General features: G+C 72.9%; 23 protein-coding genes. 16 read left to right on the forward strand and 7 right to left on the reverse strand.

Annotated elements, in window-relative coordinates:
• Positions 1 to 3 precede the first annotated feature (3 nt).
• On the reverse strand, positions 4 to 1,167 hold the full coding sequence (locus ACFXGN_RS06820; RefSeq protein WP_384854354.1) for an SAM-dependent methyltransferase: 1,164 nt from the start codon (positions 1,165 to 1,167) through the stop codon (positions 4 to 6).
• A gap of 97 nt (positions 1,168 to 1,264) precedes the next feature.
• Between ACFXGN_RS06820 and ACFXGN_RS06825 the strand changes: the two genes are divergently transcribed.
• Positions 1,265 to 2,467: a sensor histidine kinase gene (locus ACFXGN_RS06825; protein WP_384854356.1), complete on the forward strand. Its 1,203-nt coding sequence runs from the start codon at positions 1,265 to 1,267 to the stop codon at positions 2,465 to 2,467.
• A gap of 50 nt (positions 2,468 to 2,517) precedes the next feature.
• Positions 2,518 to 3,195 (forward strand): response regulator, encoded by a 678-nt coding sequence (locus ACFXGN_RS06830; RefSeq protein ID WP_384854359.1) that lies wholly within the window; start codon positions 2,518 to 2,520, stop codon positions 3,193 to 3,195.
• 69 nt (positions 3,196 to 3,264) lie between these two features.
• On the opposite strand, the gene ACFXGN_RS06835 is transcribed toward ACFXGN_RS06830, so the two are convergent.
• Positions 3,265 to 4,353: a DUF5937 family protein gene (locus ACFXGN_RS06835; protein WP_384854361.1), complete on the reverse strand. Its 1,089-nt coding sequence runs from the start codon at positions 4,351 to 4,353 to the stop codon at positions 3,265 to 3,267.
• A 146-nt stretch (positions 4,354 to 4,499) separates the two neighbouring features.
• Between ACFXGN_RS06835 and ACFXGN_RS06840 the strand changes: the two genes are divergently transcribed.
• Complete coding sequence (locus ACFXGN_RS06840; protein ID WP_384854364.1) at positions 4,500 to 4,730, forward strand: hypothetical protein; 231 nt, start codon at positions 4,500 to 4,502, stop codon at positions 4,728 to 4,730.
• Between the two features lie 191 nt (positions 4,731 to 4,921).
• Here the strand turns inward: ACFXGN_RS06840 and ACFXGN_RS06845 are convergent, their stop codons facing one another.
• Complete coding sequence (locus ACFXGN_RS06845; protein WP_384854366.1) at positions 4,922 to 6,088, reverse strand: threonine aldolase family protein; 1,167 nt, start codon at positions 6,086 to 6,088, stop codon at positions 4,922 to 4,924.
• Positions 6,089 to 6,224: 136 nt separating this feature from the next.
• Between ACFXGN_RS06845 and ACFXGN_RS06850 the strand changes: the two genes are divergently transcribed.
• The 10 genes from ACFXGN_RS06850 (at position 6,225) to ACFXGN_RS06895 (ending at position 14,971) form a co-directional block, all read left to right on the forward strand.
• Complete coding sequence (locus ACFXGN_RS06850) at positions 6,225 to 7,142, forward strand: Rossmann-like and DUF2520 domain-containing protein (protein ID WP_384854368.1); 918 nt, start codon at positions 6,225 to 6,227, stop codon at positions 7,140 to 7,142.
• The gene (gene panC / locus ACFXGN_RS06855) at positions 7,139 to 8,305 is read left to right on the forward strand and encodes a pantoate--beta-alanine ligase (protein WP_384854371.1); all 1,167 of its coding nucleotides are present in this window, start codon (positions 7,139 to 7,141) and stop codon (positions 8,303 to 8,305) included. Before ACFXGN_RS06850 ends, panC begins: the two co-directional genes overlap by 4 nt.
• Positions 8,302 to 9,996, forward strand: coding sequence for an L-aspartate oxidase (locus ACFXGN_RS06860; RefSeq protein WP_384854373.1), 1,695 nt, complete (start codon positions 8,302 to 8,304; stop codon positions 9,994 to 9,996). The genes panC and ACFXGN_RS06860 overlap by 4 nt, the downstream gene beginning before the upstream one ends.
• A complete protein-coding gene (gene nadC, locus ACFXGN_RS06865; RefSeq protein ID WP_384854376.1) occupies positions 9,997 to 11,022 on the forward strand; it encodes a carboxylating nicotinate-nucleotide diphosphorylase in 1,026 nt (341 codons plus the stop codon).
• Positions 11,022 to 11,828 (forward strand): type III pantothenate kinase, encoded by an 807-nt coding sequence (locus ACFXGN_RS06870; RefSeq protein ID WP_384854378.1) that lies wholly within the window; start codon positions 11,022 to 11,024, stop codon positions 11,826 to 11,828. Before nadC ends, ACFXGN_RS06870 begins: the two co-directional genes overlap by 1 nt.
• Before the next feature lie 590 nt (positions 11,829 to 12,418).
• Complete coding sequence (locus tag ACFXGN_RS06875) at positions 12,419 to 12,991, forward strand: hypothetical protein (protein WP_384854379.1); 573 nt, start codon at positions 12,419 to 12,421, stop codon at positions 12,989 to 12,991.
• Between the two features lie 14 nt (positions 12,992 to 13,005).
• On the forward strand, positions 13,006 to 13,185 hold the full coding sequence (locus ACFXGN_RS06880; RefSeq protein ID WP_384854382.1) for a hypothetical protein: 180 nt from the start codon (positions 13,006 to 13,008) through the stop codon (positions 13,183 to 13,185).
• Between the two features lie 312 nt (positions 13,186 to 13,497).
• A complete protein-coding gene (locus ACFXGN_RS06885) occupies positions 13,498 to 13,923 on the forward strand; it encodes a BlaI/MecI/CopY family transcriptional regulator (protein ID WP_384854384.1) in 426 nt (141 codons plus the stop codon).
• A 9-nt stretch (positions 13,924 to 13,932) separates the two neighbouring features.
• Positions 13,933 to 14,481 (forward strand): amino-acid N-acetyltransferase, encoded by a 549-nt coding sequence (locus ACFXGN_RS06890; protein WP_384854386.1) that lies wholly within the window; start codon positions 13,933 to 13,935, stop codon positions 14,479 to 14,481.
• Between the two features lie 154 nt (positions 14,482 to 14,635).
• The gene (locus tag ACFXGN_RS06895) at positions 14,636 to 14,971 is read left to right on the forward strand and encodes an Lsr2 family protein (protein ID WP_351785741.1); all 336 of its coding nucleotides are present in this window, start codon (positions 14,636 to 14,638) and stop codon (positions 14,969 to 14,971) included.
• Here ACFXGN_RS06895 and ACFXGN_RS06900 read toward each other — a convergent pair.
• Entirely contained in the window at positions 14,950 to 15,540 is a 591-nt protein-coding gene (locus ACFXGN_RS06900; protein ID WP_384854389.1) for an SCO3374 family protein, read from the reverse strand. The two genes, ACFXGN_RS06895 and ACFXGN_RS06900, sit on opposite strands and share 22 nt — an antisense overlap.
• 461 nt (positions 15,541 to 16,001) lie before the next feature.
• Here ACFXGN_RS06900 and ACFXGN_RS06905 point away from each other — a divergent pair, with 461 nt between their 5' ends.
• Positions 16,002 to 18,524, forward strand: coding sequence for an ATP-dependent Clp protease ATP-binding subunit (locus ACFXGN_RS06905; RefSeq protein WP_384854391.1), 2,523 nt, complete (start codon positions 16,002 to 16,004; stop codon positions 18,522 to 18,524).
• 69 nt (positions 18,525 to 18,593) lie between these two features.
• On the opposite strand, the gene ACFXGN_RS06910 is transcribed toward ACFXGN_RS06905, so the two are convergent.
• Complete coding sequence (locus ACFXGN_RS06910; RefSeq protein WP_384854393.1) at positions 18,594 to 21,611, reverse strand: NACHT domain-containing protein; 3,018 nt, start codon at positions 21,609 to 21,611, stop codon at positions 18,594 to 18,596.
• Between the two features lie 520 nt (positions 21,612 to 22,131).
• On the opposite strand from ACFXGN_RS06910, the gene ACFXGN_RS06915 reads away from it, so the two are divergent.
• Positions 22,132 to 22,800: a M23 family metallopeptidase gene (locus ACFXGN_RS06915; RefSeq protein ID WP_384854396.1), complete on the forward strand. Its 669-nt coding sequence runs from the start codon at positions 22,132 to 22,134 to the stop codon at positions 22,798 to 22,800.
• A 34-nt stretch (positions 22,801 to 22,834) separates the two neighbouring features.
• Here the strand turns inward: ACFXGN_RS06915 and ACFXGN_RS06920 are convergent, their stop codons facing one another.
• Positions 22,835 to 23,392, reverse strand: coding sequence for a TetR/AcrR family transcriptional regulator (locus ACFXGN_RS06920; RefSeq protein WP_384854399.1), 558 nt, complete (start codon positions 23,390 to 23,392; stop codon positions 22,835 to 22,837).
• 101 nt (positions 23,393 to 23,493) lie between these two features.
• Here ACFXGN_RS06920 and ACFXGN_RS06925 point away from each other — a divergent pair, with 101 nt between their 5' ends.
• Complete coding sequence (locus tag ACFXGN_RS06925) at positions 23,494 to 25,074, forward strand: MDR family MFS transporter (protein WP_384854401.1); 1,581 nt, start codon at positions 23,494 to 23,496, stop codon at positions 25,072 to 25,074.
• Between the two features lie 201 nt (positions 25,075 to 25,275).
• Here the strand turns inward: ACFXGN_RS06925 and cseC are convergent, their stop codons facing one another.
• Complete coding sequence (cseC, locus tag ACFXGN_RS06930) at positions 25,276 to 26,592, reverse strand: two-component system sensor histidine kinase CseC (RefSeq protein WP_384854404.1); 1,317 nt, start codon at positions 26,590 to 26,592, stop codon at positions 25,276 to 25,278.
• Positions 26,593 to 26,597 lie beyond the last annotated feature (5 nt).

The raw sequence follows: 26,597 nt of genomic DNA on the forward strand, positions 1-26,597 counted from the left end.
CGGTCAGTATCCCCCGTGCGCCGGAGCCTCCGCCGCCCCTTCCGGGACCCGCCGGACCAGCCACAGGAAGTCCCCGAGGCCCCCGCGCGCGGTCAGCTCCGCCGCCTCGCCCGCCGAGGAGAGCGCCCGTACGTACGCGGCGGGATCGGCCGACGCGAGGGACAGCGGTGGCCGTCCCCCGGACACCCCGAGCCTCCCCAGCGCCTCCCGCTGGACGACGAGCCGGGTCAGCGCCCCGTCCCGGTCCGGTCCCCCGTCCCGGTCCGGTCCCCCGTCCCGGTCCGGTCCCCCGTCCCGGTCCGGTGCCTCGCTCAGGTGCTGGTGTCCCTCCCGGTCCCGGCTCCCCGTCGCGTCCCCCTCGTCCGTCGCCGCCGCGCACGCGTCCAGGGCCACGTGGGAGGTCAGGTCGCAGGTGCCGTCCGGGACCGGCGGGACCTCACGGCCCGCGCGGAAGCCGGTCAGCGAACCGAAGGGCGGCCGGGTCGCCCGTACGTGCGCGTAGTCCACGGCCACCGCGCGGCCCGCCGCGACCGCGCCCACCGCCGCCGCCCACGCCTCGTCGCGGGGCCGCCCGATCTCCGCCCGCGCGCCCGGCTCCGTCAGCGGCCACCAGCGGGCCAGCCACTCCGCGTCCGGGCCGCCGACCGGACCGCCGAGCCGTTCCGTGCCGTCCGCGCGGACCTCCACGTAACGGACGGTCCCGTCGGCGTCCGCCTCGGCCACGTCCACCGGCACGTTGTCGAGCCACTCGTTCGCGAAGAGCAGCCCGCGCACCCCCCGGGGCACCTCGCCGGTCCACTCGATCCGGGGGTCGAGCCCCGCCGGGCGGGCCGCCCGCTCCACGGCGTACGCCCGCACGGTCAGCCCGCGCCCGCTCCCGCTCCCGCCCGCGCCCGCACGCGCGCCGTCGAGCGCGGCGAGGACCCCGGTGAGGAGTTCGCCCCGGCCCGCGCCCACGTCCACCAGGTCCACCGAGGCCGTTCCCAGCTCCTCCGCTACCTCGCCGAGCAGCCGGGCCACCGCCGCCGCGAAGAGCGGGGAGGCATGCACCGAGGTACGGAAATGCCCCGCCGGGCCCTCGGGCCGCAGATAGAAGCCCCCGGGGCCGTACAGCGCCCGTTCCGTCGCCGTCCGCCACCCCTGCCACTGACACGTCTCATCCGTCACGGGCCCCAGTCTCCACCTCGGGGAGTACGGGCCTCGCGCGAAGGATCGACCCCACGGTTGATCCGCGCACCCCTCTCCCTTCCCTACTCTGGGTGACGTGCAGCGCCTCTACGACTTCCTCCGCAGACACCCGACGGGCGTCGACACCTTCTGGGCCGTCGTCCTCCTCGGGTTCTCCCTGCTGTCGGTGGGAGCGACCTATCAGGAAGTCGGCCGGCCTATCGCGCACGGTCTCGTCGCCGTGCTCTTCTCCCTGGTCGTGGCCCTGCGGCGGCGCGCACCCGAGAAGATGCTGGTGCTGGCGGTCCTCCTGGGCCTGGTCCAGCTCGCCCTCGACCTGACGCCGAGCATCGCCGACTTCGCCATGCTGGTGATCGTCTTCACCGTCGCCGCGCACGACGGGCCCCGCTGGGCGTCCCGCCTCGCGCTCGTCGCCGGGCTCGCCGCCTCCCCGCTCTCCCAGCTGAGATGGCCGCTGGAGGGCTCCGAGTCCGGGGCCGCCCGGGTCTTCTTCACGATCATCATGACCGTGCCGTTCGTCCTCGCCTGGGTCCTCGGCGACTCGCTGCGCACCCGCCGCGCCTACTTCGCGCAGCTGGAGGAGCGGGCCTCCCGGCTGGAGCGGGAGCGCGAGGCCCAGGCCAAGGTCGCGGTCGCCGCCGAGCGGGCCAGGATCGCCCGCGAGCTGCACGACGTCGTCGCGCACAACGTGTCGGTGATGGTCGTCCAGGCGGACGGCGCCGCCTATGTCATGGACTCCTCCCCGGAGACCGCCAAGCAGGCCCTGGAGACCATCTCCACCACCGGCCGTCAGGCGCTCGCCGAGATGCGCAGACTCCTCGGCATCCTGCGCACCGGGGAGCACGAGGAGGCCGGGGAGTACGTGCCCCAGCCCGACGTGGGCCAGATCGAGGATCTCGTCGAGCAGGTCCGGGGCGCGGGCCTCACCGTTGACTTCGCGATCGAGGGCAGCCCCCGCCCGCTGCCCAGCGGCGTGGAGCTGACCGCGTACCGGATCGTGCAGGAGGCCCTCACCAACAGCCGCAAGCACGGGGGCCCCGATGTCGGTGCCAGCGTCCGCCTGGTCTACTTCGACGACGGGCTCGGGCTGCTCGTCGAGGACGACGGCCGGGGCGCGCCGCAGGAGATGTACGAGGACGGGGGCGCCGACGGCCGGGGCCACGGCCTGATCGGGATGCGGGAGCGGGTCGGGATGGTGGGCGGCACGCTGGACGCGGGCCCGCGCCCCGGCGGCGGCTTCCGGATCAGCGCCCTGCTCCCCCTCAAGTCCGCCCACTGACGACGAGCCCGCCCCCCCGAGACCTCCGACCGAGACCCCGAAGGAACCCGATGTCCATCCGCGTGATGCTCGTTGACGACCAGGTGCTGCTGCGTACCGGATTCCGCATGGTGCTGGCCGCCCAACCGGACATGGAGGTCGTGGCGGAGGCGGGCGACGGGGTGGAGGCCCTGGAGGTGCTGCGGGCGACGGCGGTCGACGTCGTCCTGATGGACGTGCGGATGCCGAAGCTGGACGGGGTGGAGACGACCCGGCGGATCTGTTCGCGGCCCGACGCCCCGAAGGTCCTCATCCTCACCACCTTCGACCTCGACGAGTACGCGTTCTCCGGTCTCAAGGCGGGAGCGAGCGGCTTCATGCTGAAGGACGTGCCGCCCGCCGAGCTGCTCGCCGCGATCCGTTCGGTGCACAGCGGGGACGCGGTGGTGGCGCCGTCGACGACCCGGCGGCTGCTCGACCGGTTCTCGCCGATGCTGCCGTCCTCGGGCCGGGAGCCGGAGCACAAGGAGCTGGGGCGCCTCACGGACCGCGAGCGGGAGGTCATGATGCTGGTCGCGCAGGGCCTGGCGAACGGCGAGATCGCCGCCCGGCTTGTCCTCTCGGAGGCGACCGTGAAGACCCATGTGGGCCGCATCCTGTCCAAGCTGGGCCTGCGCGACCGGGTCCAGGTCGTGGTCCTCGCGTACGAGACGGGTCTGGTCCGGGCGGGCGGCGGCGCGACCGGCTGACCGGCACCGCGCCCCGCCCGGCACGGGCTCACGGGCCGGGGCAGTACGGCCCGCCCCGTGAGCCCGGGGTCAGCGCAGCACGCTCTCCAGGAAGTCGCTGCCGAGACGGGCGACGACGGAGACGTCCAGCTGGTGCAGGACGTACCGGCCGCGCCGCTGGGTGGTGAGCAGTCCGGCCTTCTTCATGACCGCGAGGTGCCGGGAGACCTCGGGGGCGGTGACGTTGTACGTGTCGGCCAGCTCGCCGGTCGTGCTGGCACCGCGCGCCAGACTGCGGCAGAGCCGCATCCGCAGCGGGTGGGCGACGGCCTCCAGACGGCGGGTGACCTCCTCGACGGAGGCAGCGCCGCCGAGGTCGCGGTCGGCGACGGGGTACTGGACGACGGGCTGCCAGCCGGGGGCGTACAGGGCGAAGAGGTGCGGCCAGCCGAAGGCCGTCGGCAGGAACGTCACGGCGGAGCCCTCGGCACTGGCCCGGCCGTGGACCAGCTTGTCGACGACGATCCGGGAGCCCGCCGCGTCCTCTTCGAGGGACATCGCGGGGGAGGCGGCGGTGACCGCGGCGGCCAGGCCCTTGCGGCGCATCAGCTCGGTCTTGTGGCGGGCGTCGGCGGCGAGCTGGACCCGGACGCGGCGCCAGGTGTCGGCGAAGAACGCCTCCTCGCAGTCCTCCAGGAGCCGCCGGACCCACGCCCGCGTGCCGGGCGGGTCGGCCAGCATCCGCTCGACGAAGGCGATCTGCCGGGGGCCGCGCGCGGCGGCCAGATCGAGGGCGCGGCGGCGCGTCCGGGCGTCGACGAGCGGGGAGGGGACGCCGTGGGCGTACGTGCTGTTGCAGGAGATCTCCAGGGCGGCGCCCACGTACTTCTCGTCGTCCATGAGGTCGAGGTCGTCCAGCTCCTCCGCGAGGGTCTCCCGGGGCCGGGGCGGCAGCAGGACGTCCGCCCGGCTGGTGCTCCACATGAAGTCGGCCTCGTGGAGCCGGTCCGCGAGCTCCGGCCGCAGTCCCGCCGAGGTGGTCGTGGTCCAGGCGTGGAGCCGGGCGTGGTGCCCGGGTACGGACAGGGCGTGCAGGGCGGCGCCCAGCTCGGCCAGGGGCGAGGGGCAGAAGGTGATCCGCTCGTGCGGCAGTCCGGTGATGTCGATGGTCACGCTCACCCGTCCATGGTGCGGGGTGGGGCGGGGGTGGTGTCACGCGGGTTGACCAGGGCCGTCAATCGTCGCGGCGGCGGCCCGGGTCCGCCGATTGACGGGGCTCGTCAATCGGCGCGCGGCGCGGCGGGGGAGCGGCGCACGGTGAGGGCATGAACGCGATGCACCAGTACCTCTTCGACGCCTACCGTGCCGCCAAGCTGGGGGAGCCCGCGCCGCCCGAGCCGGGCACCCGGGACGTCGCCGTCCTGCGGGAGCTCCGGGACCGCCGCCGGTTCGGACGCGTGGTGGCGGGCCGCCCGGCCCGGGGCGGCCTCCGGCTCCGGCTCAGGGCCCTTCTGCGGTCCCGGACCCCGCTCCAGGAGTGCCCCGAACTGCGGTGACCCGGGGGCGAAGGGACCCTGGCCGGTACGAACGCCCGACGCCGGTCGGGCGGGAACGCCCGGCCCCGGTCCCGTACGGACTCCGCCCGAGGTCCCGTACGGACTTCCGCGAGGCTCCCGTACGGACTCCGTACACGGGTCCCGTACGGGCCTGGGGACCCGGCCCGTACGGGACCACCGGCCGGGGGCGCTCAGGACTTCCCGGCCACCCGGGCGAGGAAGGCGCGGGCCGCCGTCCGCACGTCCTCCGCCGACCACTCCAGACCCTCCGCGGCCACCGTGACCTCGGTGCGCGAGACGCCCGGCGGGCCGCCCGCGCCCGGCGCGGACCAGCGGCGGAACAGGGTCGTGCCGGTGTCCTCCGCCAGGGCGAGGGACGCCGCCGTCAGGACTTCGGGCGGGTACGGCAGCCAGACCTGGAACTGATGGGTGTGCGGCGGTTCCGGATGGATACGGAACCAGCCCGTCCCCGACTCCTCGAACACCTCCCGCAGCGCGTCCGCCACCACGCGCGCGTGGGCCACGTACGAGGGCAGCCGGGGCAGCTCGACGGCCAGGCCCCGCAGCGCGGAGAGCGCCGCCGGGTACTGCTGGAAGAGGTCGCCCCCGTACCGGTGCCGCCAGACCCTGGCCTCCGCCATGACGTCCTCGGGTCCGGCGAGCGCGGCGCCCGACATGCCGCCCAGGGACTTGTAGAACGACACGTACACGCTGTCCGCGAGCCCCGCGACCTCCGCCAGCGGGCGGCCGAAACGCGTCGGGCACTCCCAGAGCCGTGCCCCGTCGAAGTGGACCACCGCGTCCCGCTCCCGTGCCGCCGCGACGACCGAGGTCAGCTCCTCCCAGGTCGGCAGGACGAAACCGGCGTCCCGCAGCGGCAGCTCCAGCATCAGCGTCCCGAAGGGCTCCGGGTGGTCCCGCACCTCCTCGGCGGTGGGCAGCCGGGGCTCGCCGGTCGGGTGGACGGTGCGGAGCCCGGAGACGGCCCCGAGGGCGCCGTCCTCGTGGACCTCGGGGTGGGCCAGCGGATGGAGGGCGACGACCGGGTTCCCGGTCCGTCCGGCCCAGCAGCGCAGGGCCACCTGCTGGGCCATGGTGCCGGTCGGGAAGAAGACCGAGGAGGGCATCCCGAGCGCGGCGGCGACCCGCCGCTCCAGGAGCTCCACGACCCCGTTCCCGTACGCGTCGAGGGGCTCGTCGCCGTGCCCGGCGGAGTCCGTCCAGTCGGCCAGTCCGCGCAGGGCCGCACCCGCCGTGCCGTCCACCGAGGCACGCCACAGGGTGCGCTCGGCACCGCCCCAGATCTTCGCCCGGTACAGCCGGGCCGCTTCCTCGTCCACGGGATCCACAGGTTTCATGCGCCGATCATCACACCGCCGTCCCCACCCTGTGGACAGCCGTAGGACAGCCACGGGAGAGCGTGAAACGCTGGCGTAGCATGACCAGAAATCGTCCGGTACCCGCCGAGGACTGGAACGGAAGGCCGTCCCCACCGTGAACGCATCAGCAGCGCCAGAGCCCCGAGCCGAGGACCGACCCGCCCGGCTCACCGTCGGAGTCGTCGGCGCGGGCCGCGTCGGCCCGGCCCTCGCCGCTTCCCTCCGGCTCGCCGGGCACCGCCCCGTCGCCGTCTCCGCGGTCTCCGACGCCTCCCGGCGCCGCGCCGCGGCCCTCCTGCCCGACGTCCCCGTCGTCGAGCCCGCCCGGGTCCTGGCCCTCGCCGACCTGGTGCTGCTCACCGTCCCGGACGACGCCCTGCCGGGTCTGGTCGAGGGCCTCGCCGACACCGGTTCCGTCCGCCCGGGACAACTGCTCGTGCACACCTCAGGACGGTTCGGGGCCCGGGTCCTGGACCCCGCCCGGCGGGCCGGTGCCCTGCCGCTCGCCCTGCACCCCGCGATGACCTTCACCGGCACCGAGGTCGACGTCCAGCGGCTCGCGGGCTGCTCCTTCGGCGTGACCGCGCCCGAGGAGCTGCGGCTCGCCGCCGAGGCCCTGGTGATCGAGATGGGCGGCGAGCCCGAGTGGATCGCCGAGGACGCCCGCCCGCTCTACCACGCGGCCCTGGCCCTGGGCGCGAACCACCTGGTCACCCTGGTGGCCCAGTCGATGGAACTGCTCCGCACGGCGGGCGTCGCCGCCCCCGACCGGATGCTCGGCCCGCTCCTGGGCGCCGCCCTGGACAACGCCCTGCGGTCCGGGGACGCGGCGCTCACCGGGCCCGTCGCGCGCGGGGACGCGGGCACGGTCGCCGCGCACGTCGCGGAGCTGCGCAAGCACGCGCCCGGCGCCGTCGCCGGATACCTGGCGATGGCCCGTACGACCGCCGACCGGGCCCTCGCGCACGGCCTGCTCAAGCCCGAGCTGGCCGAGGACCTGCTGGTCGTGCTCGCCGAGGGGGAGACCCGATGACCGCGCAGAGCCCGTCGGGCACCCCGCACCAGCCGAGCACCCCGACCACCCCGAGCGCTCCGACTGAGTCGACTGAGTCGACCGAGTCGACCGCGCCGACCACCCCGACCACCCCGACCACCCCGACCGGGCCCCTCGTCCGCACCGCACACGAGCTGCGGGCCGTCGGGGCGGGCGGTCCCCGGGCCGTCGTCATGACCATGGGCGCCCTCCACGAGGGCCACGCCACCCTGATCCGGGCCGCCCGCGAGCGGGCCGGGACGCGGGGCACCGTCGTCGTCACCGTCTTCGTCAACCCGCTCCAGTTCGGCGCGGGCGAGGACCTCGACCGCTACCCGCGCACCCTCGACGCCGATCTGGCGCTGGCCGTGGACGCGGGCGCCGACGCCGTCTTCGCACCCTCCGTCGACGAGGTCTACCCGGGCGGAGAACCGCAGGTCAGGATCGCCGCTGGCCCCATGGGCGAGCGCCTCGAAGGCGCCTCAAGGCCCGGCCACTTCGACGGCATGTTGACCGTCGTCGCCAAGCTGCTCCACCTCACCGCGCCCGACCTGGCCCTCTTCGGCCAGAAGGACGCCCAGCAACTGGCGCTCATCCGCCGCATGGTCCGCGACCTGAACTTCCCCGTCGAGATCGTCGGGGTGCCGACGGTCCGCGAGGACGACGGCCTGGCCCTGTCCAGCCGCAACCGCTACCTGTCGGCAGGGGAGCGCCGCACCGCGCTCGCGCTGTCCGGCGCGCTGTTCGCCGCCGCCGACCGGCTCGCCGCGCAGGAGGCGCTCCGCGCGCGGGCCACCGCCCTGCCCGGTGCCCAGGAGCGGGCCGGGACCCGCGCCGAGGCGCTCTCCCGGCTCGGCGAGGCACGGTCCGCCGCCGACGCCCACGCGGTCGCGCGGGCCTCCGGGGGCCACGGCGCCGGAGCCGTCCGGGCTGCCGCCCGAGCCGTCCTCGACGAGGCCGCGAAGGCCGAGCCGCCGCTCACCCTCGACTATCTGGCGCTCGTGGACCCGGCGGACTTCACCGAGGTCACCGACGACCACGCCGGAGAGGCGGTCCTGGCCGTCGCCGCGCGCGTGGGCGCCACCCGCCTGATCGACAACCTCCCCCTCCGCCTCGGAGGCACCGCGTCCCCCGAGGACCCCACGTTCGGAGCGACCCCGTGACCGGAATACGGCTGCCCGCCCCCGCGCCCGGCTGGGCCGTCGACGCCGACGTCGTCGTGGTCGGCTCCGGGGTCGCGGGCCTCACCGCCGCCCTGCGCTGCACCGCCGCCGGGCTCCGTACGGTCGTCGTCACCAAGGCCCGCCTCGACGACGGCTCCACCCGCTGGGCCCAGGGCGGCATAGCGGCGGCCCTCGGCGAGGGCGACACCCCCGAGCAGCACCTCGACGACACCCTCGTCGCCGGGGCCGGGCTCTGCGACGAGCGGGCCGTGCGGGCCCTGGTCACCGAGGGCCCCGACGCCGTCCGCAGGCTCATCGCGACCGGCGCCGACTTCGACAAGGACGCCGACGGCGAGATCGCGCTGACCCGCGAGGGCGGCCACCACCGCCGCCGGATCGCCCACGCGGGCGGCGACGCGACCGGCGCCGAGATCTCCCGGGCCCTGGTCGAGGCCATCCGGGACCGGGGCGTACGGACCGTCGAGCACGCCCTCGTCCTGGACCTCCTCACGGACGCCGAGGGCCGCACGGCGGGCGTGACCCTGCACGTCATGGGCGAGGGACAGCACGACGGGGTCGGCGCGGTCCACGCGCCCGCGGTGGTGCTCGCCACCGGCGGCATGGGCCAGGTCTTCTCCGCCACCACCAACCCGGCGGTCTCCACCGGCGACGGCGTGGCGCTCGCGCTGCGCGCCGGGGCCGAGGTCTCCGACCTGGAGTTCGTCCAGTTCCACCCCACGGTGCTCTTCCTCGGCGCCGGAGCCGAGGGCCAGCAGCCGCTGGTCTCCGAGGCGGTCCGCGGCGAGGGCGCCCATCTGGTCGACGCCGACGGGGTCCGCTTCATGCTCGGGCAGCACGAGCTGGCCGAGCTGGCCCCCCGGGACGTCGTCGCCAAGGCGATCACCCGCCGGGCGCGCGAGCACGGCACCGACCACATGTACCTCGACGCCCGCCACTTCGGCGCCGCGATGTGGGCGGAGCGCTTCCCCACCATCCTCGCCGCCTGCCGGGCCCACGGCATCGACCCGGTGACCGAGCCGATCCCGGTCGCCCCCGCCGCCCACTACGCCTCCGGAGGCGTCCGCACCGACCTGCGGGGCCGTACCACCGTCCCCGGCCTCTACGCGTGCGGGGAGGTCGCCTGCACCGGCGTCCACGGCGCCAACCGGCTCGCCTCGAACTCGCTCCTGGAGGGCCTGGTCTTCGCCGAGCGGATCGCCGACGACATCATCGGGGCCGCGCCGCGCGCGGCGGGCGCCCCCGTGCCCCACCCGTCCCCGGCGCCCCTGCCGCTCCCGGTGGCCGGAGCCAGGACCCGCATCCAGCGGATCATGACCGCCGACGCGGGAGTGCTCCGCTCCGAGGCGGGCCTGCGGGAGGCCGCCGAGGCCCTCGAAGCGCTGCACGGCGACGCCCTCGCGGGCGGCACCGACGACACCAAGGCCGGTGAGCCGGGCGTGGACGCCTGGGAGACCACCAACCTGCTGTGCGTGGCCCGCGTCCTGGTCGCCGCCGCCCGCCGCCGCGAGGAGACCCGCGGCTGCCACTGGCGCGAGGACCGGCCGGACCGGGACGACGCCGACTGGCGCAGGCACCTGGTCGTCCGCCTCACCCCCGAGCGGACCCTCGACGTCCGGACGACCGCCACCCATGACTTCCCCCCCACCTCCGATGCCCCGAGGGAGCCGTAAGTGACCACGCCCGAGGAAGCCCGTCCGCAGCCCGTGGACGTCCCCCTGATCCAGATCGGCGCCCCCGCGGCGGCGGCCGAGGAGCCCGGCGGCTGCGGCGACGGCTGTGGCTGCGGCGGCGAGGAGGAGTTCGAGTGCGGGCTCGACCCCGCGCTCGCCGAACTGCTCGCGGACGCCGGTCTCGACCCCGTACAGGTCGAGGACATCGCGCACCTGGCCATCGCCGAGGACCTCGACGGCGGCGTCGACGTGACCACCGTGGCGACCGTCCCCGAGGACGCCGTCGCCACCGCCGACTTCACCGCCCGCGAGGCCGGTGTCGTCGCGGGCCTGCGGATCGCCGAGGCCGTCCTGTCCATCGTCTGCGCCGACGAGTTCGAGGTCGAGCGGCACGTCGAGGACGGCGCGCGCGTGGCGGCGGGCGAGGTCCTCCTCAGCGTCACCGCCCGCACCCGCGACCTGCTCACCGGCGAGCGCAGCGCGCTCAACCTCCTGTGCCGCCTCTCCGGCATCGCCACCGCCACGCGCGCGTGGGCCGACGCCCTGGAAGGCACGGCGGCCAAGGTCCGCGACACCCGCAAGACCACCCCGGGCCTGCGCGCCCTGGAGAAGTACGCGGTCCGCTGCGGCGGCGGCGTCAACCACCGCATGTCGCTCTCCGACGCGGCCCTCGTCAAGGACAACCACGTGGTGGCCGCCGGAGGCGTGGCCGAGGCGTTCAAGGCCGTCCGCGAGCTGTTCCCCGAGCTGCCGGTCGAGGTCGAGGTCGACACGGTGGACCAGGTCAGCGAGGTCCTGGACGCGGGCGCCGACCTGATCCTGCTCGACAACCTCACCCCGGGCGAGACCGAGGAGGCCGTCGCCCTCGTCGCCGGCCGCGCGGTCCTGGAGTCCTCGGGCCGGCTGACCCTGGAGAACGCGGCGGCGTACGCGGCGACCGGCGTGGACTACCTGGCGGTCGGCGGGCTCACCCACTCCTCCCCGATCCTCGACATCGGCCTCGACCTGCGCGAGGTGCGGGCCTGATGCTGCTCACCATCGACGTCGGCAACACCCACACGGTCCTCGGACTCTTCGACGGCGAGGAGATCGTCGAGCACTGGCGGATCTCCACCGATCCGAGCCGGACCGCCGACGAGATGGCGGTCCTGCTCCAGGGCCTCATGGGAATGCACCCGCTGCTCGGCGTCGAGCTGGGCGACGGCATCGAGGGGATCGCGATCTGCGCGACCGTCCCCTCGGTGCTGCACGAACTGCGCGAGGTCACCCGCCGGTACTACGGGGACGTCCCCGCGGTCCTGGTGGAGCCGGGCGTCAAGACGGGCGTCCCGATCCTCACGGACAACCCCAAGGAGGTCGGCGCGGACCGCGTGATCAACGCGGTCGCGGCCGTCGAGCTGTACGGCGGCCCGGCGATCGTCGTCGACTTCGGCACCGCGACGACGTACGACGCGGTCACCACGCGCGGCGAGTACGCGGGCGGCGCCATCGCGCCGGGCATCGAGATCTCCGTCGAGGCGCTCGGTGTCAAGGGCGCCATGCTCCGCAAGATCGAGCTGGCCAGGCCGCGCAGCGTGATCGGCAAGAACACGGTCGAGGCCATGCAGTCGGGCATCGTCTACGGGTACGCGGGGCAGGTCGACGGCGTGGTCGCCCGGATGAAGCGCGAACTGGTCGGCCCGCACGGCGACCCCTCGGACGTCACGGTGATCGCCACCGGCGGCCTCGCGCCGATGGTCCTCTCCGACTCCAAGGAGATCGACGAGCACGAGCCCTGGCTGACCCTGATCGGCCTGCGCCTGGTGTACGAGCGGAACGTCTCCCGCATGTGAGCCCCCGGGCCGGGGCTCCCCGTCCGGGGCGTACGAAGGGCGCTCCCGGCCCCGGGGAGCCGTGGCCGTCCCGTCCGGGGCCCCGGCCCGGGAGGGGCCGCCCGGCCGAGCACGGGACGGCCGGGACCGGCTCCCGACACGGGATGCCCGCGCGGGCCCCGACGGCTCTGGCGGGCTACGACGGGCTCCGCGCGGGCGTCCCGACCGTCCCACCCGGGGCCCGCGCGCATGGGGCACCCGCTTCCGTGAGGCCGTACGAGCGGGCCGCGCGGACCTCACGCGCGGGGCCTGGGTGCCGCGACGGGGGCCAGGCGCCTTTGGCCCCGGCTCCCGGCCTCCTGACCCCGACCCCGGAACTCCGGTCCCGACCCCGACCCGGGCCTTGGTCCAAGGCAGGGCCAGGGCCTCAGCTCCCGGCCCCGGGCCGGTCCCGGCCTCCGGGGCCGGCCGCTGCTCCTCCCGGTCCCCCGGTTCTCCTCGTCGGCCACGCCCGGAACCCCGCCGACGCGCCGTAAACATCCCTGAGGGAAATTTGTCCGATTAGCGCGTATCTTCGCCCTATGCCCACGCCATACGGATCCCGTGGAGGCATGGCGTTCAGCGCGGACGAACTGCGCGTGCTCCGCCGTGCCCTCGCTGTCGCCCTGCACCCCGCCCCGCTCCAGGACGAGGACGTCCGGGACGCCCTGCGCCTGGCCGAATCGGTGGACGAGGCCGCGCGCGAGGCCGGTCGCCTGCGCGCCTTCCTCCTCGACGACCTGGCCCGCTACCGCCAGGCGCTGCCCGGGTCCCTCAGCGGCTATCTGGAGCTCCTCCAGGAGGCCCTGGCCGCCGGGTACGACCCCGAGGCCGACGACCTGGCCGCCCTGCGCGCGCTGCGCGGCAACCCCGCCGCCGCCGGGCTGCTCGCCCGCTGCCAGGTGCTCGCCGAGCGTTCCGTCCGCGCGCGGCTGGCCCGGATCTCCCAGGCCACCGCCACCCCCGCCCCCGGCGTCTCCCGGGCCCGGCTGCTCGCCCTCCCCGGCGGCCGGACGGCGGCCGACGACCCCCGGCCGAGGCCCCCGGTCCCGGCCGAGCGCCCGGTGCCCAAGCCGTCCGAGGTGTTCCCGCCGCGCCGGAGGCCCGTACCGCCGCCCCCGCCCGAGGAACGCGCCGCCGGATAGTTAGTCTGGTCGCCATGGACTACGTATCCGCGCTCCTGCCCCCCGTCGTGATGGCCGCGTTCTTCATCGGCCTCGTCGTCACGATCGTCAAGAGTCAGGGCGGCTCGAACAAGAACAAGGAGGACGCGGTCGTGGACGCCGCGCTCGCGCGCGCCGAGGCGGCCCGTCAGCCGAACGGCACCGCCACCTCCTGACCGGCGGCACCGGCACCACCGGCACCACCGGCACCGCGGTCGACAACGGCACCGTCGCACCCGAGCGCGGTCGCTTCCCGACGTCGTCACGGCCTGATCCGCCCCGCCGCCCGGACGCCGCGGCCCTTCCGGGCCCGCGCCGGGCGGTCGGCCGTACGCGGGACGCATGACCGGACACATGACCGGGCGAGTGACCGGGACGCATGACCGGGACGCATGACCTTTCACGGTCATGCGTCCTTTTTGTTTGACTTCCTTCGTTTTGCGTCGCCAATGAACACTTAATGACTGTTTGCGCACTAAAGTGGCGCTGTGCCCCGTCCCCTGGGAGAGCTCGAAGACGCCGTCATGACGCGCGTCTGGCAATGGAACCGTCCGGTGACCGTCCGGGAAGTCCTGGAAGACCTTCAGCAGGAACGGTCCATCGCCTACACCACCGTCATGACCGTCATGGACAATCTCCATCAGAAGGGCTGGGTCCGCCGGGAAGTCGAAGGCCGCGCCTATCGATATACGGCGGTCTCCACCCGGGCCGCGTACTCGGCCGCCCTGATGAACGAGGCATGGGCCCGGAGCGACAATCCGGCCGCCGCGCTCGTCGCCTTCTTCGGGATGATGTCGCAGGAGCAGCGAGAGGCCCTCGACGACGCCGTCCGCATGGTGCAGCGCGACACCTCGCCGACCGCCCCAGCCCCGCCCGAGGAGGGCGCCGGGGGCCCCGGCGACGAGGAGCGATAGCGTCCCCCCATGTCGCCGTCCGATTCCTCCCCGGCCGCTTCCCCGGCCCCCGCCAGAGCCGTCACCGTCCGCAGGGCCCGTACCGGAGACGTCGCCGCGATCCGCCGTCTCGTCGACCCCTTCGTGGACCGGGGCATCCTCCTCGACAAGGCCACCGTCACCCTTTACGAGTCCATCCAGGAGTTCTGGGTGGCGGAACGCGACGAGGACGCCGTCGTCGTCGGCTGCGGCGCTCTCCACGTCATGTGGGAAGACCTCGCCGAAGTGCGCACTCTCGCCGTCGACCCCGAGTTCAAGGGCGCGGGCGTAGGACATCACGTGCTCGCCAAGTTGTTGCACACCGCCCGTTGGCTCGGGGTGCGTCGGGTATTCTGCCTGACCTTCGAAGTCGACTTCTTCGCGAAGCACGGCTTCACCGAGATCGGTGAGACCCCGGTGGACGGAGATGTCTACAGCGAGCTCCTGCGTTCCTATGACGAGGGAGTCGCCGAGTTCCTCGGTCTCGAACGAGTGAAGCCGAACACCTTGGGCAACAGCCGGATGCTTCTGCACCTGTGACCGGAACCCGGCACCAGCTCCACCCGGAACCCTATGTCCGAATCGCGCACGTTTCCCGCGCCGCCGGGCTTCTGAACCTCTCCCAGGGGTTTGTGTTTTTCCGGGAAAAGCGGTTTCCTTTCCGCGTACTGCATTTTCGATGAAAGGAAATCCGGTGGCACAGAAGGTTCAGGTCCTTCTTGTCGACGACCTCGACGGCGTCGAGGCGGACGAGACCGTGACGTTCGCGCTGGACGGCAAGACCTACGAGATCGACCTCACCACCGCCAACGCGGAAAAGCTCCGGGATCTGCTCGACCCGTACACCAAGAGCGGCCGTCGCACCGGTGGCCGTACCACCGGTGGACGCGGCAAGGGCCGTGTGGTGGCGACGGGCGGCCAGGACACCGCGAAGATCCGCGCGTGGGCCAAGGAGAACGGCATGAACGTGAACGACCGCGGTCGCGTCCCCGCCGACATCAAGGCCGCCTACGAGGACGCCAACCGCTGAGGCGCCAGCTGCTGAGCCGACGGGCCCCAGGCCCGGACACTCAGCAGCCGCGCCCGGTGGCACTCCACGGCCGCGGCGGCCACGAGCCGCGTCAGGCACGGGGTGTCCGCCCCGCCCCAGGGCGCGGAACGCAGGGCCGGAAGCGAGGACTCGACCTCACGGCCCGGCGCCGGAGGGCGCAGCCACACGGAGGCGTCCGGTGCGCCGGATCCGCCCCGCCCCGGGGGAAGGGGCGCGGTCATCCGGCCCCCGGCGCCCAGCACCATGAGGTCCAGCGCGATCCCGCCCCATTCCAGCCAGTCCAGCAGTCCCGGCAGCTCCTCCGCCGTCCCGGCGGCCACGAGCAGCCGCATCCGGCGGCCGGTCACGGCCACCGGCCCCGTCGCCGGTCCCGTCCGGCGCAGCACCCGGAGCCCCGCGCCGACGGGCAGCTCCAGGACGTCGAAGCGCAGCCCGGTAACCAGCCGCACCGGAGGGCCCGCCGCCGTCGCCCAGCCGAGCTCCCGCTCGTACCACCGTGCCGTTCCGCCGTCGAGCGGCGTACGGGGCGGCGGCACGGTGAAGGACATGTCCGGGGAACTCCCGGAGGAGGGCGTTGGTTACGCCCGCGGTGACGCACCGTTCCCCACCGGACGCGCAAGGTGTCCGTGATGGGGTGTACGAGTGCATTCGGCAGCGCGAGGTTGTTCGCTGGTAGCGGAGGGGACGGGGGTCTCCCGCATGGAGTGTCCGTCCCCACGGGTAAGACATTCCTAGTGGAGAGGGGCGACTCACGGGCTTCGTGGTCTCACGTTCGCCATCGGCGTACTGATGGTGCGGGTAACTACTTGGCCTGCGGGAACATCATCTCGCACCATCGGGTTGGAGCATTTGTCGGCTGTTCGGCAGCAGGTCTCCCCGCGCGAAGAGGGGTGATCCGGACGGATGTCGGCAGTTGGAATGAGCGGTCCCCGCTTGCGGGACTAAGCTGCGGAAGGACAGGGAGGGGATCGACCCCTAACTGACTGACCGCTCTGAGGAGCGATTAACGATGTTCGAGAGGTTCACCGACCGCGCGCGGCGGGTTGTCGTCCTGGCTCAGGAAGAAGCCCGGATGCTCAACCACAACTACATCGGCACCGAGCACATCCTTCTGGGCCTTATCCATGAGGGTGAGGGTGTCGCCGCTAAGGCCCTGGAGAGCCTCGGGATTTCGCTCGAGGCGGTCCGCCAGCAGGTGGAGGAGATCATCGGGCAGGGGCAGCAGGCCCCGTCCGGGCACATCCCCTTCACTCCTCGTGCCAAGAAGGTCCTGGAGCTCTCGCTCCGCGAGGCCCTCCAGCTCGGCCACAACTACATCGGCACCGAGCACATCCTGCTCGGCCTGATCCGCGAGGGCGAGGGCGTCGCCGCCCAGGTCCTCGTGAAGCTGGGCGCCGACCTCAACCGGGTGCGGCAGCAGGTCATCCAGCTGCTCTCCGGCTACCAGGGCAAGGAAGCCGCCACCGCCGGCGGTCCTGCCGAGGGCACCCCCTCGACGTCCCTGGTCCTCGACCAGTTCGGCCGCAACCTCACCCAGGCGGCCCGCGAGTCCAAGCTCGACCCGGTCATCGGGCGCGAGAAGGAGATCGAGCGGGTCATGCAGGTGCTGTCCCGCCGCACCAAGAACAACCCGGTCCTCATCGGCGAGCCCGGCGTCGGCAAGACCGCCGTCGTCGAGGGCCTGGCGCAGGCCATCGTCAAGGGCGAGGTGCCCGAGACCCTCAAGGACAAGCACCTCTACACCCTGGACCTCGGTGCCCTGGTCGCCGGCTCCCGCTACCGCGGTGACTTCGAGGAGCGCCTGAAGAAGGTCCTCAAGGAGATCCGCACCCGCGGCGACATCATCCTGTTCATCGACGAGCTCCACACCCTCGTGGGTGCGGGTGCCGCCGAGGGCGCGATCGACGCCGCGAGCATCCTCAAGCCCATGCTGGCCCGCGGTGAGCTCCAGACCATCGGCGCCACCACGCTCGACGAGTACCGGAAGTACCTGGAGAAGGACGCGGCCCTCGAGCGCCGCTTCCAGCCCATCCAGGTCGCCGAGCCGTCGCTGCCGCACACCATCGAGATCCTCAAGGGTCTCCGCGACCGGTACGAGGCCCACCACCGGGTCTCCATCACGGACGAGGCCCTCGTCCAGGCCGCGACCCTGGCCGACCGGTACATCTCGGACCGCTTCCTCCCGGACAAGGCGATCGACCTGATCGACGAGGCCGGTTCCCGGATGCGCATCCGCCGGATGACCGCGCCGCCGGACCTCCGCGAGTTCGACGAGAAGATCGCCGGTGTCCGCCGGGACAAGGAGTCCGCGATCGACTCGCAGGACTTCGAGAAGGCCGCTTCGCTCCGTGACAAGGAGAAGCAGCTCCTCGCCGCGAAGGCCAAGCGGGAGAAGGAGTGGAAGGCCGGCGACATGGACGTCGTCGCCGAGGTCGACGGCGATCTGATCGCCGAGGTCCTGGCGACCGCCACCGGCATCCCGGTCTTCAAGCTGACCGAGGAGGAGTCCAGCCGCCTGCTCCGCATGGAGGACGAGCTGCACAAGCGCGTCATCGGGCAGAAGGACGCCGTCATCGGCCTTTCGCGGGCCATCCGCCGTACGCGTGCCGGTCTGAAGGACCCGAAGCGTCCCGGTGGCTCGTTCATCTTCGCCGGTCCGTCCGGTGTCGGTAAGACCGAGCTTTCGAAGGCGCTCGCCGAATTCCTCTTCGGCGACGAGGACGCCATGATCTCCCTCGACATGTCGGAGTTCAGCGAGAAGCACACCGTGTCCCGGCTCTTCGGTTCGCCGCCCGGATACGTCGGCTACGAAGAGGGCGGCCAGCTCACCGAGAAGGTGCGCCGCAAGCCGTTCTCCGTCGTCCTGTTCGACGAGGTCGAGAAGGCCCACCCCGATATCTTCAATTCCCTTCTCCAGATCCTGGAGGACGGTCGTCTGACCGACTCCCAGGGCCGGGTCGTGGACTTCAAGAACACGGTCATCATCATGACCACCAACCTCGGGACCAGGGACATCTCGAAGGGCTTCAACCTGGGCTTCGCCGCGCAGGGAGACACGAAGTCCAACTACGAGCGGATGAAGGCGAAGGTCAGCGACGAGCTGAAGCAGCACTTCCGCCCGGAGTTCCTCAACCGTGTGGACGACGTCATCGTCTTCCCGCAGCTGACCCAGGACGACATCCTCCAGATCGTCGACCTGATGATCGGCCGCGTGGACGAGCGGCTGAGGGACCGGGACATGGGCATCGAGCTCTCCCAGTCCGCGAAGGACCTGCTCGCCAAGAAGGGCTACGACCCGGTGCTGGGTGCCCGTCCGCTCCGCCGGACGATCCAGCGCGAGATCGAGGACACGCTGTCGGAGAAGATCCTCTTCGGCGAGCTGCGTGCCGGTCACATCGTGGTCGTGGACACCGAGGGCGAGGGCGAGCAGCGCGCCTTCACCTTCCGCGGCGAGGAGAAGTCGGCCCTGCCGGACGCCCCGCCGATCGAGGCCACGGGCGGCACGGGCCCGAACCTGTCGAAGGAAGCGTAGGGCTCGCGCCCTGACGCGAAGGGGCGGCCCCGGAACCTGTCGGTTCCGGGGCCGCCCCTTTTTCCGTGGTCAGTAGAAGATGATCTCGACGGTGTCGGCGAGGCTCACGGTGCCCGTCAGGGACCTGGTGGCGACACTCAGCCGTGCCAGGTGCTCCAGCCCGGCCAGCGGGGTCACGTCGACCTCCTCCTGGCTGTGGGTGGAGACCCCGAGCTGCCGCAGGCCCGGGAAGACCCGGGCGACGGTCTCCAGCCGGGGCGCGTCGCTGAGGGAGTTGAGCATGAGCGCGCTGATGTGGGGGAGCGTGATCCCGGCGGGTACCGACTCCAGATCGGTCTCGTCGATCGTGATCATCCCCAGCTGGGTCAGCAGCGCCAGATCCCGCCAGTCGTGGGCCGTGACCGGGTGCGCCGTCCAGAGGGTCAGTTCATGGAGGCGGGCGACGGAGCGCAGCGCTCCCAGCCCTTCCTCCGGCCAGGACGTGAAGGAGAGCCGCTCCAGGGGCGCTCCGGTGGGGAGGGCGGCCAGGCTCCAGTACCGGGTGTCGGGGAGGTCCAGGTCCAGGGTCTCCAGGCGGGTGAGGCCGCCGAGCGCCGTGAGGTCGGGGTCGGCGCCCCCACGCGCCAGGGACAGTACGACCGGGTCGCAGGCCGCGAGGAGGTCCCGAGCGGCCCCGTCCGAGACGTCGGCGCCGATGGCGAGCCGGTCGGGCGTCATACCGCGCCGGAGCAGCTCCGCGGCCTGCTCGTCCGCCACGACGGAGAAGTCCAGGTCCGACGGGTCGAGGACGGCCACGACCGCCTCCGCGTACGCGAGGGTGTCGAAGCGCTGCCACCCCCAGATCAGCTGGGACCGCACCCGGACCGAGGGATGGCGGACGAACCGGGCCAGGTAGGGCAGGGCCGCGTCGGAGGGGACGTGCGTCGCGGTCGTCACCACCAGGCGGGCGGTCTCGTCGCTCAGTCCTTCCGGGCCCGGAAGGAGGTCCAGGACCAGTCGGCCCGCCGTCGCCAGTTCCCTGGCCTCGTCCGGCGAGCGCGGCGGGATCAGGTCCGCCGCCCGTGCCAGTACCTCCTCCCGTACCTCCGGTGCCACCTCCGTCGCGTGGCTCAGCGCGGTCGCCGACAGGATCAGGAGGCGGAGCTGTGCCGGGCGGTCCACGGCGGCGTCCGCCGCCTTGAGCAGCTCGCGCAGGATCTCCGCGCACTCGCGCGGGCGGGCGTGGCCCACCGCCATGCGGATGACGTCCTCCCAGCGGTCGTCCGTGGCGTGTTCGACCAGGACGCCGATGTCCCAGCGGTCCACCAGTGCCTTGGCCGCCAGATAGTCCTGGAAGGTGCGGTGGACGAAGTCGACGGTGTCGGTCGTCGGCTCGCGCAGCAGACCGCTGCGGTGGAGCAGATGGGTGAAGACCCGCTCCGGTGGGTGGGCCGACGCCCCGGCCATGGCGGGGACGGCCTCCGCGACGATCGACCGGGCGTGCTCGCGGTCCATCTGGAGCCGCCCGTTCAGGGTGAGCCAGTAGGCGAGCCGCTGGACCAGCTGGATCTGCGGGGCCTCGTCCAGTTCGATCCCGTACGGGCTGCCCATGCCGCGTTCGCGGTCGCGGCGGGACAGGAGCATCGAGAGCGCGGAGTCGTAGAGCGTCTTGCGGCCCCGGGGGAGGTAGCCGCGCCGGTCGTGGTGCAGAGCGCAGATGAGGCCGCACATGAGGGGGCTGGTGGCGAGCTGGGCGACGTGCTCGGTGGTGCGCAGGGCGTCGAGGAGCGGCTGCTCGAACGCCGCCGCGCCGGGGCCCGCGGCCCGGTGCCAGCGGCGTACGAAGGTGGCGACCTCGGCGCGTGACATGGGGGAGAGGGTCAGGTCGGCGAAGCCGTCCCGGGCCAGCCAGTCGTTGCCCACGGCGGTGGGGCGGGCGGTCACCAGCCAGCGGTTGCCGTCGTACGCGGTGAGCAGGTCACGGAGCCAGTCGCGGGCCGGACCGCGCTCGGACTCGGGGATCTCGTCGATGCCGTCCACGAGGACCAGCCCCCGTCCGGCGGCGAGGACCCGGTCGGCCCAGCCGTCGGGCGGGGTGAGCGGGCAGCCGGCGGCCGGGAGGAAGCGGCCGGGGGCGGGGAGCCGCTCGCCGTGCCGGGTGAGGGTGCGCAGGGAGAGGACGAAGGGGATGCGGCCCCGCAGGTACGTCATGCCTTCCGCGCGGTCCTCGGCGGCGGCGGAGGCGGTCAGCCACTGGACGAGGGTGGTCTTGCCCGAGCCCGCCAGGCCCCGCAGGAGGACCTTGTCGTGGCGGGCGAGGGCGAGGTCGGCGTGCAGGGGGGTGTGTTCCCCGCGCTGGGGCGGGACCTGGGTCATGTCGCCGTGCCGGGTGTCCGTCCCCGTCGCCTCCAGCGACAGATACGCCATGTCCAGGGGCCATTCCCCCGGCGAACGGTGCAGGTCGATGCCGTAGATGGTGAGGCGGCCGTGCTTCCTGGCGAGGTGTTCCAGGTAGCGCCGTTCGAAGTCCGCGTCCAGGGTGTCGGGTCTCGGTGTCCGGCGGACCAGTTCGTCGACCTTGGCGAGGAGCTCGCTCTGGCCCCGGGTCTGTTCCACCAGGCTGCGGGCGACGAAGGTGGACCGGCGGGTGAAGAACTCCAGGACGTGGAGGCAGGCCCATTCGACGAGGGTCTCCAGGGAGCGGACGGAGTCCGCGGAGAGGCCGTCGGCGGGCGGGGCGGCGGCGCGCAGCCGCCGGGCGAGGGCGGTGTGGCCGAGCCGGACGGCCTGGACGTCGTCCATGTCGAGGTCGCCGAGGGCGAGGAGGGTCGCGGCGAGGGCGTCGGTGACCGCCTCGGCCTCGTCGGCGGGGAAGGGCCGCTCGCCGTCCCCGTCCAGGGACCGCGCGACCAGGGTCCCGGCGAGCTTGCGGACGTCCTTCTCGGTGAGGGTGCGGTGCTCGCCGCGGAAGGAGACCAGGGAGGAGAGCCGGACGGCCTCGGACCGTTCGATGAGACCCGCCCCGGGGCCCTCGCTGACCAGCAGTTTCTTCAGGAGCGGGCCGATCGCGGCCGAGGCGAGGCGGGTGCCGATGAGCGCAGGTTCCATATGTGTCCCCCCAGGGTCCCCCGAGGATGTGTCCCCCCATGGGTCCCCGAGGCGGTCAGCGTAGTGCGGGACGTCTCCGGGACGTCTCCGGGGCGGCCGGGCGCGTGACCCAGGTCGCATCGGGGGCCGGTGCCTGGTGACAAGGCGCACAGGGGTTTTCGGGGGTACTAGCCGGAATAGTGGAGACCTTTGATGCCGGTTCGGGACTTTCGGGAGGGAACCCGAGGGACTTTGGTCCCGGGACCCGCGAAAAGGACGCGGGGCGGTTTCCCGGCGGTTCCGGTCGCCCCTGACGTGCGGGTAAACCGATCGCATTGTGTAGTTATGTCCCTTTCGGGAGGGTGGGTCCACGGGCATTCGAGGTGGATCTCCATCGGAGATCGCTACGACGCAATGTCGTAGATGGGGTGTTTTGGCCTGAGTGGGGGTCCGGGTTACCAAGGTGGAGCAAGCCCGACGCGGCACGTTCGCGGCGGGCTCCGCATTTCCCCGTTCGTCCCACCCGGAGGTTTTCCCCCGTATGTCGAAGCGTATGAACCCCGTCGCCCGCGTCACCGTCGCCGCTCTCGCCGCCACGGGCCTGGGAGCGTCGCTGGTGGCCGGAGCAGGGTCCGCCTTCGCCGCCGAGGGCAAGGCCGTCGCCCCGGTCACGGTGACCGCGTCCGCCGCCGTCGCCGCCCAGGCCCAGGCCCAGGCGCACGTCGCCGCCCAGGTGAAGGCCGCCACCGCGAAGGCGATCGGCGTCCAGCAGGCCGCCGTGAAGGCCGCCCCCGCCTGGGTCAAGCCGGTCAGCTCCTACACGCTGACCGCCGGTTACAACCAGGGCGGCGCCATGTGGGCCAGCAAGCACTCCGGCCAGGACTTCGCCGTCCCGGTCGGCACCCCGGTCAAGTCCGTGGGCGCGGGCACCGTCGTGAAGGCCGGTCCGAACGGCGGCGGCGACGGCCCCGCGTACGGCAACGCGATCGTCGTCAAGCACGCCGACGGCCGCTACTCGCAGTACGCCCACCTGTCCACGGTCAAGGTGAGCATCGGCCAGAAGGTCGCCGCCGGTCAGCAGATCGCCCTCTCGGGCAACACCGGCAACTCCTCCGGCCCCCACCTGCACTTCGAGATCCGTACGACCCCGAACTACGGCTCCGCCGTGAACCCGGGCGCCTTCCTGCGCGCCCAGGGCGTCACCATCTGACCCAGTGGGTCCGGCCCCACCGCGCGCGGTGGGGTCAGTCGGCCCGGTGGGCCGCTTCCAGCAGATCGAGGGCGACCTCGAGGGTGGCTTCGTGCTTCTCCTCGGTGTCGCCCTCGACGTTCTGCATGAAGAAGGTGCCCGCGTGCAGGGTGAAGACCGCGCTGACGCAGCGGACCTTGTCGACCACCGCGAAGTCCGGCTCCTGGGTCAGGCCGATCAGGGTGATCATGCGCTCCTTGAAGGTGAGGCCGACGGACAGCTCGCGGACCGTGGCCTGGTTCTCCTGCATGAAGCGGTAGAGCGGGGCGGCGGTGCGCAGGGCCCTCTGGTAGCGGCGCAGCATCTCCCGGCGGGTCTCCAGGGTGGCGGGCTGCTCCTGGGCCCAGGTGATCAGCTCGTCCATGGGCCGGGTCAGGTCCTCGAAGATGCCGACGAGGATGTCTTCCTTCGTCTTGAAGTGGTAGTAGAGCGCGGCTTTGGTGACGTCGAGGCGTTCCGCGATCTCACGCAGCGAGGTCTTCTCGTAGCCCTGCTCGGCGAACAGGTCGAGGGCCACGTCCTGGATGCGCTGGCGGGTGTTGCCTCGGGCCATGGGTGGCCTCCACTTTCCAAAGAACTTACTTGACGACCGGCTAGTTACGGGTCTACTTTCCCCAGTGTAGTAACTAGCCGGGCGGCAAGTAAGGGAACGACATGACGACGCAAGCCACAGCGATACCGGCGCAGGGGGAGACGGGACAGCCACGCAGCGTCCGGGTCGTCCTCCTCGCCCTCATGATCGCGATGCTCCTCGCGATGCTGGACAACATGATCATCGGCACCGCGATGCCGACGATCGTCGGCGAACTCGGCGGCCTCGAACACCTCTCCTGGGTCGTCACCGCCTACACCCTGGCCACCGCCGCCTCCACCCCCCTCTGGGGCAAGGTCGGCGACATGTTCGGCCGCAAGGGCGTCTTCCTCACCTCGATCGTGATCTTCCTGATCGGTTCGGCCCTCAGCGGCATGGCCCAGGACATGGGCCAGCTCATCGGCTTCCGGACGATCCAGGGCCTCGGCGCGGGCGGCCTCATGGTCGGCGTCATGGCCATCATCGGCGACCTCATCCCGCCCCGCGAGCGCGGCAAGTACCAGGGCATGATGGCCGGCGTCATGGCCCTCGCCATGATCGGCGGCCCCCTCGTCGGCGGCACCATCACCGACCACTGGGGCTGGCGCTGGTCCTTCTACATCAACCTGCCGCTCGGCGCCGTCGCCCTCGCGATGGTCACCGCCGTCCTGCACCTGCCGAAGAAGCAGCGCGCCACGGGCACCCGCATCGACTTCCTCGGCGCCGCGCTGCTCACCGTCGGCATCACCGCGATCGTCCTCGTCACCACCTGGGGCGGCACCGAGTACGCCTGGGGCTCGGCCACCATCGTCGGCCTCGGGGTCGGCGGCGCCGCCGCGCTCGCCGCCTTCCTCGTGGTGGAGACCCGGGCGAGCGACCCGATCATGCCGCTGCACATCTTCCGCAGCCGCAACTTCACCCTGATGTCCCTGATCGGCTTCGTCACCGGCTTCGTCATGTTCGGCGCGGTCCTCTACCTGCCGATCTTCCAGCAGTCCGTCCAGGGCGCCTCGGCGACCAACTCCGGACTGCTGCTCCTGCCGATGCTGCTGTCGATGATGGTCGTCTCGCTGGTCGTCGGCCGCTTCACCACCAGCACCGGCAAGTACAAGATCTTCCCGATCCTCGGCGGCGCGCTCATGACCGTCGGCCTGTTCCTGCTCTCCACCATGGACACCGACACCTCGCGCCTGGTCTCCGGCGTCCACATGGCGGTCCTCGGCGCGGGCATGGGCTTCCTCATGCAGATCACCATGCTGGTCGCCCAGAACAGCGTGGAGATGAAGGACATGGGCGTCGCCTCCTCCTCCACCACCCTGTTCCGGACGCTCGGCTCCTCCTTCGGCGTCGCGATCATGGGCGCGCTCTTCACCAGCCGCGTCCAGGACCAGATGACGGCGAACGGCGGCTCCGGACTGACCGAGCGGACCGCGCAGCTCGACGCGGCCAGCCTCGCCAAGCTCCCGGCGGCGCTCCGCGAGGTCTACCAGCACGCGGTCGCCTCCGGCACGCACAGCGCCTTCCTGCTCGCGGCGGCGGTCTCCGTCCTCGCCTTCGTCCTCGCCTTCTTCGTCAAGGAGGTGACGCTCCGCGGCGCGGGCCCGGCGCCCGCCCCGAAGACCGCGGAGGGCGACGGCACGGCGAAGGTCGCCGAGACGGTCTGACGACCCGTCCCCGTACCCCGCTCGTACGCCCGTGAAGGGGCCGGTCCCACCGAAGGGACCGGCCCCTCCGCCGTACGCGGGGACCGGCGGCCGTACGGGAAGCACCCGGCGGCCGTACGGGAAAGAGCCCGGCGGTCGGTCGTACGGGAAAGAGCCCGGCGCCGTGAGCCCGCGCGGACCCGGGTCCTCGGTCCTCGGTGCTCAGTCCTGCGGGCGCAGGATCGGGAAACTGCCCGTGTTCGTCGGGGCGTGGTCCGGCAGCCACAGGACCGCGATGGCCCCGCCCACCCCGTTCGGCGCCGACTCCGAGGCCACGTTGCGGAAGGTGAGCCGGGCGCCGAGGACCCGTGCCTGGCCCGCCGCGATGGTCAGCCCGAGCCCGTGGCCCTGCCCCGCCCGGTCGCTCGTCCCCGTACGGAAACGGCTCGGGCCCTCCTTCAGGAGCGCCTCGGGGAAGCCGGGGCCGTGGTCGCGGACCCGGACGACCCGCCCCTCGACGGTCACCTCCACCGGCGTCCCGCCGTGCTTGGCCGCGTTGGAGAGGAGGTTCCCGAGGACGCGTTCGAGCCGCCGGGGGTCGGTGTTCACCCAGGACTCGTGGACGACCCGGACGACCACCTCGGGGTCCAGGGCCCGTACCCGCCGCTCCACGAACTCGCCCAGCGCGATCTCCTGGAGCTCCGCGCGCTCCGACGCGCTGTCCAGCCGCGCCACCTCCAGGACGTCCTCGACCAGGGTCCGCATCGCCTGCGCCCGGTCCCGCACCAGCTCGGTGGGGCGCCCCGGCGGCAGCAGCTCGGCGGCGGTGAGCAGCCCGGTGACGGGGGTGCGCAGCTCGTGCGCGATGTCGGCGGTGACCCGCCGTTCCGCCTCGATCCGCTCGTTGAGGGCGTCGGTCAGGGCGTCCACCGCCCACGCGAGGTCGTCGGTCTCGTCCCGTACGACCCCGCCGACGGCCTCCCGGACGCGGACGTCGGTGTTGCCCTGGGCGACCCGTCCGGCGGCGACGGCCGCCTTCCTCAGCCGCCGGGACAGCTGGCCGCCGATGAGCACACCGAGCGCGCAGCCGCCGAAGACCACCGAGACCGAGCCGATGACCAGGGCCCGGTCGAGGTCGTTCATGACGGTCGCGCTGCGGTCGGCGAACGGGATGTGCAGGGAGAGCACGTCCCCGTTGGCGAGGGGCACGGCGGCCCACACGTCCGGCGGCCCGCCGTGCCGGTGCTCCTGCACATAGGTGCCGCGCCGCTTGTCCCGCATCAGCTGGTCCAGCTGGGGCGGCAGCGCGGGGTCGTTGAGCTTGGTGCCGAAGCGCGGTTCCTTGGGCTTCGAGGTCTCGTACATGCGCTGGGCGAAGAGCAGCCGCTCCATCTGCACCTCGCGCGCGTTGTCGAGCATCGAGATGCGGGCGGCGTTGTGGACGACCACGCTCAGGGTGACCGCGATGAGCGCGCCGACCGCCGCGATGGCGACGGCGATCTTCCAGCGGACCCCGGTACGGAGGGGGAGGAGCTTCACCGGTG

Source organism: Streptomyces sp. NPDC059247, from assembly GCF_042754005.1.
Lineage (GTDB): Bacteria > Actinomycetota > Actinomycetes > Streptomycetales > Streptomycetaceae > Streptomyces.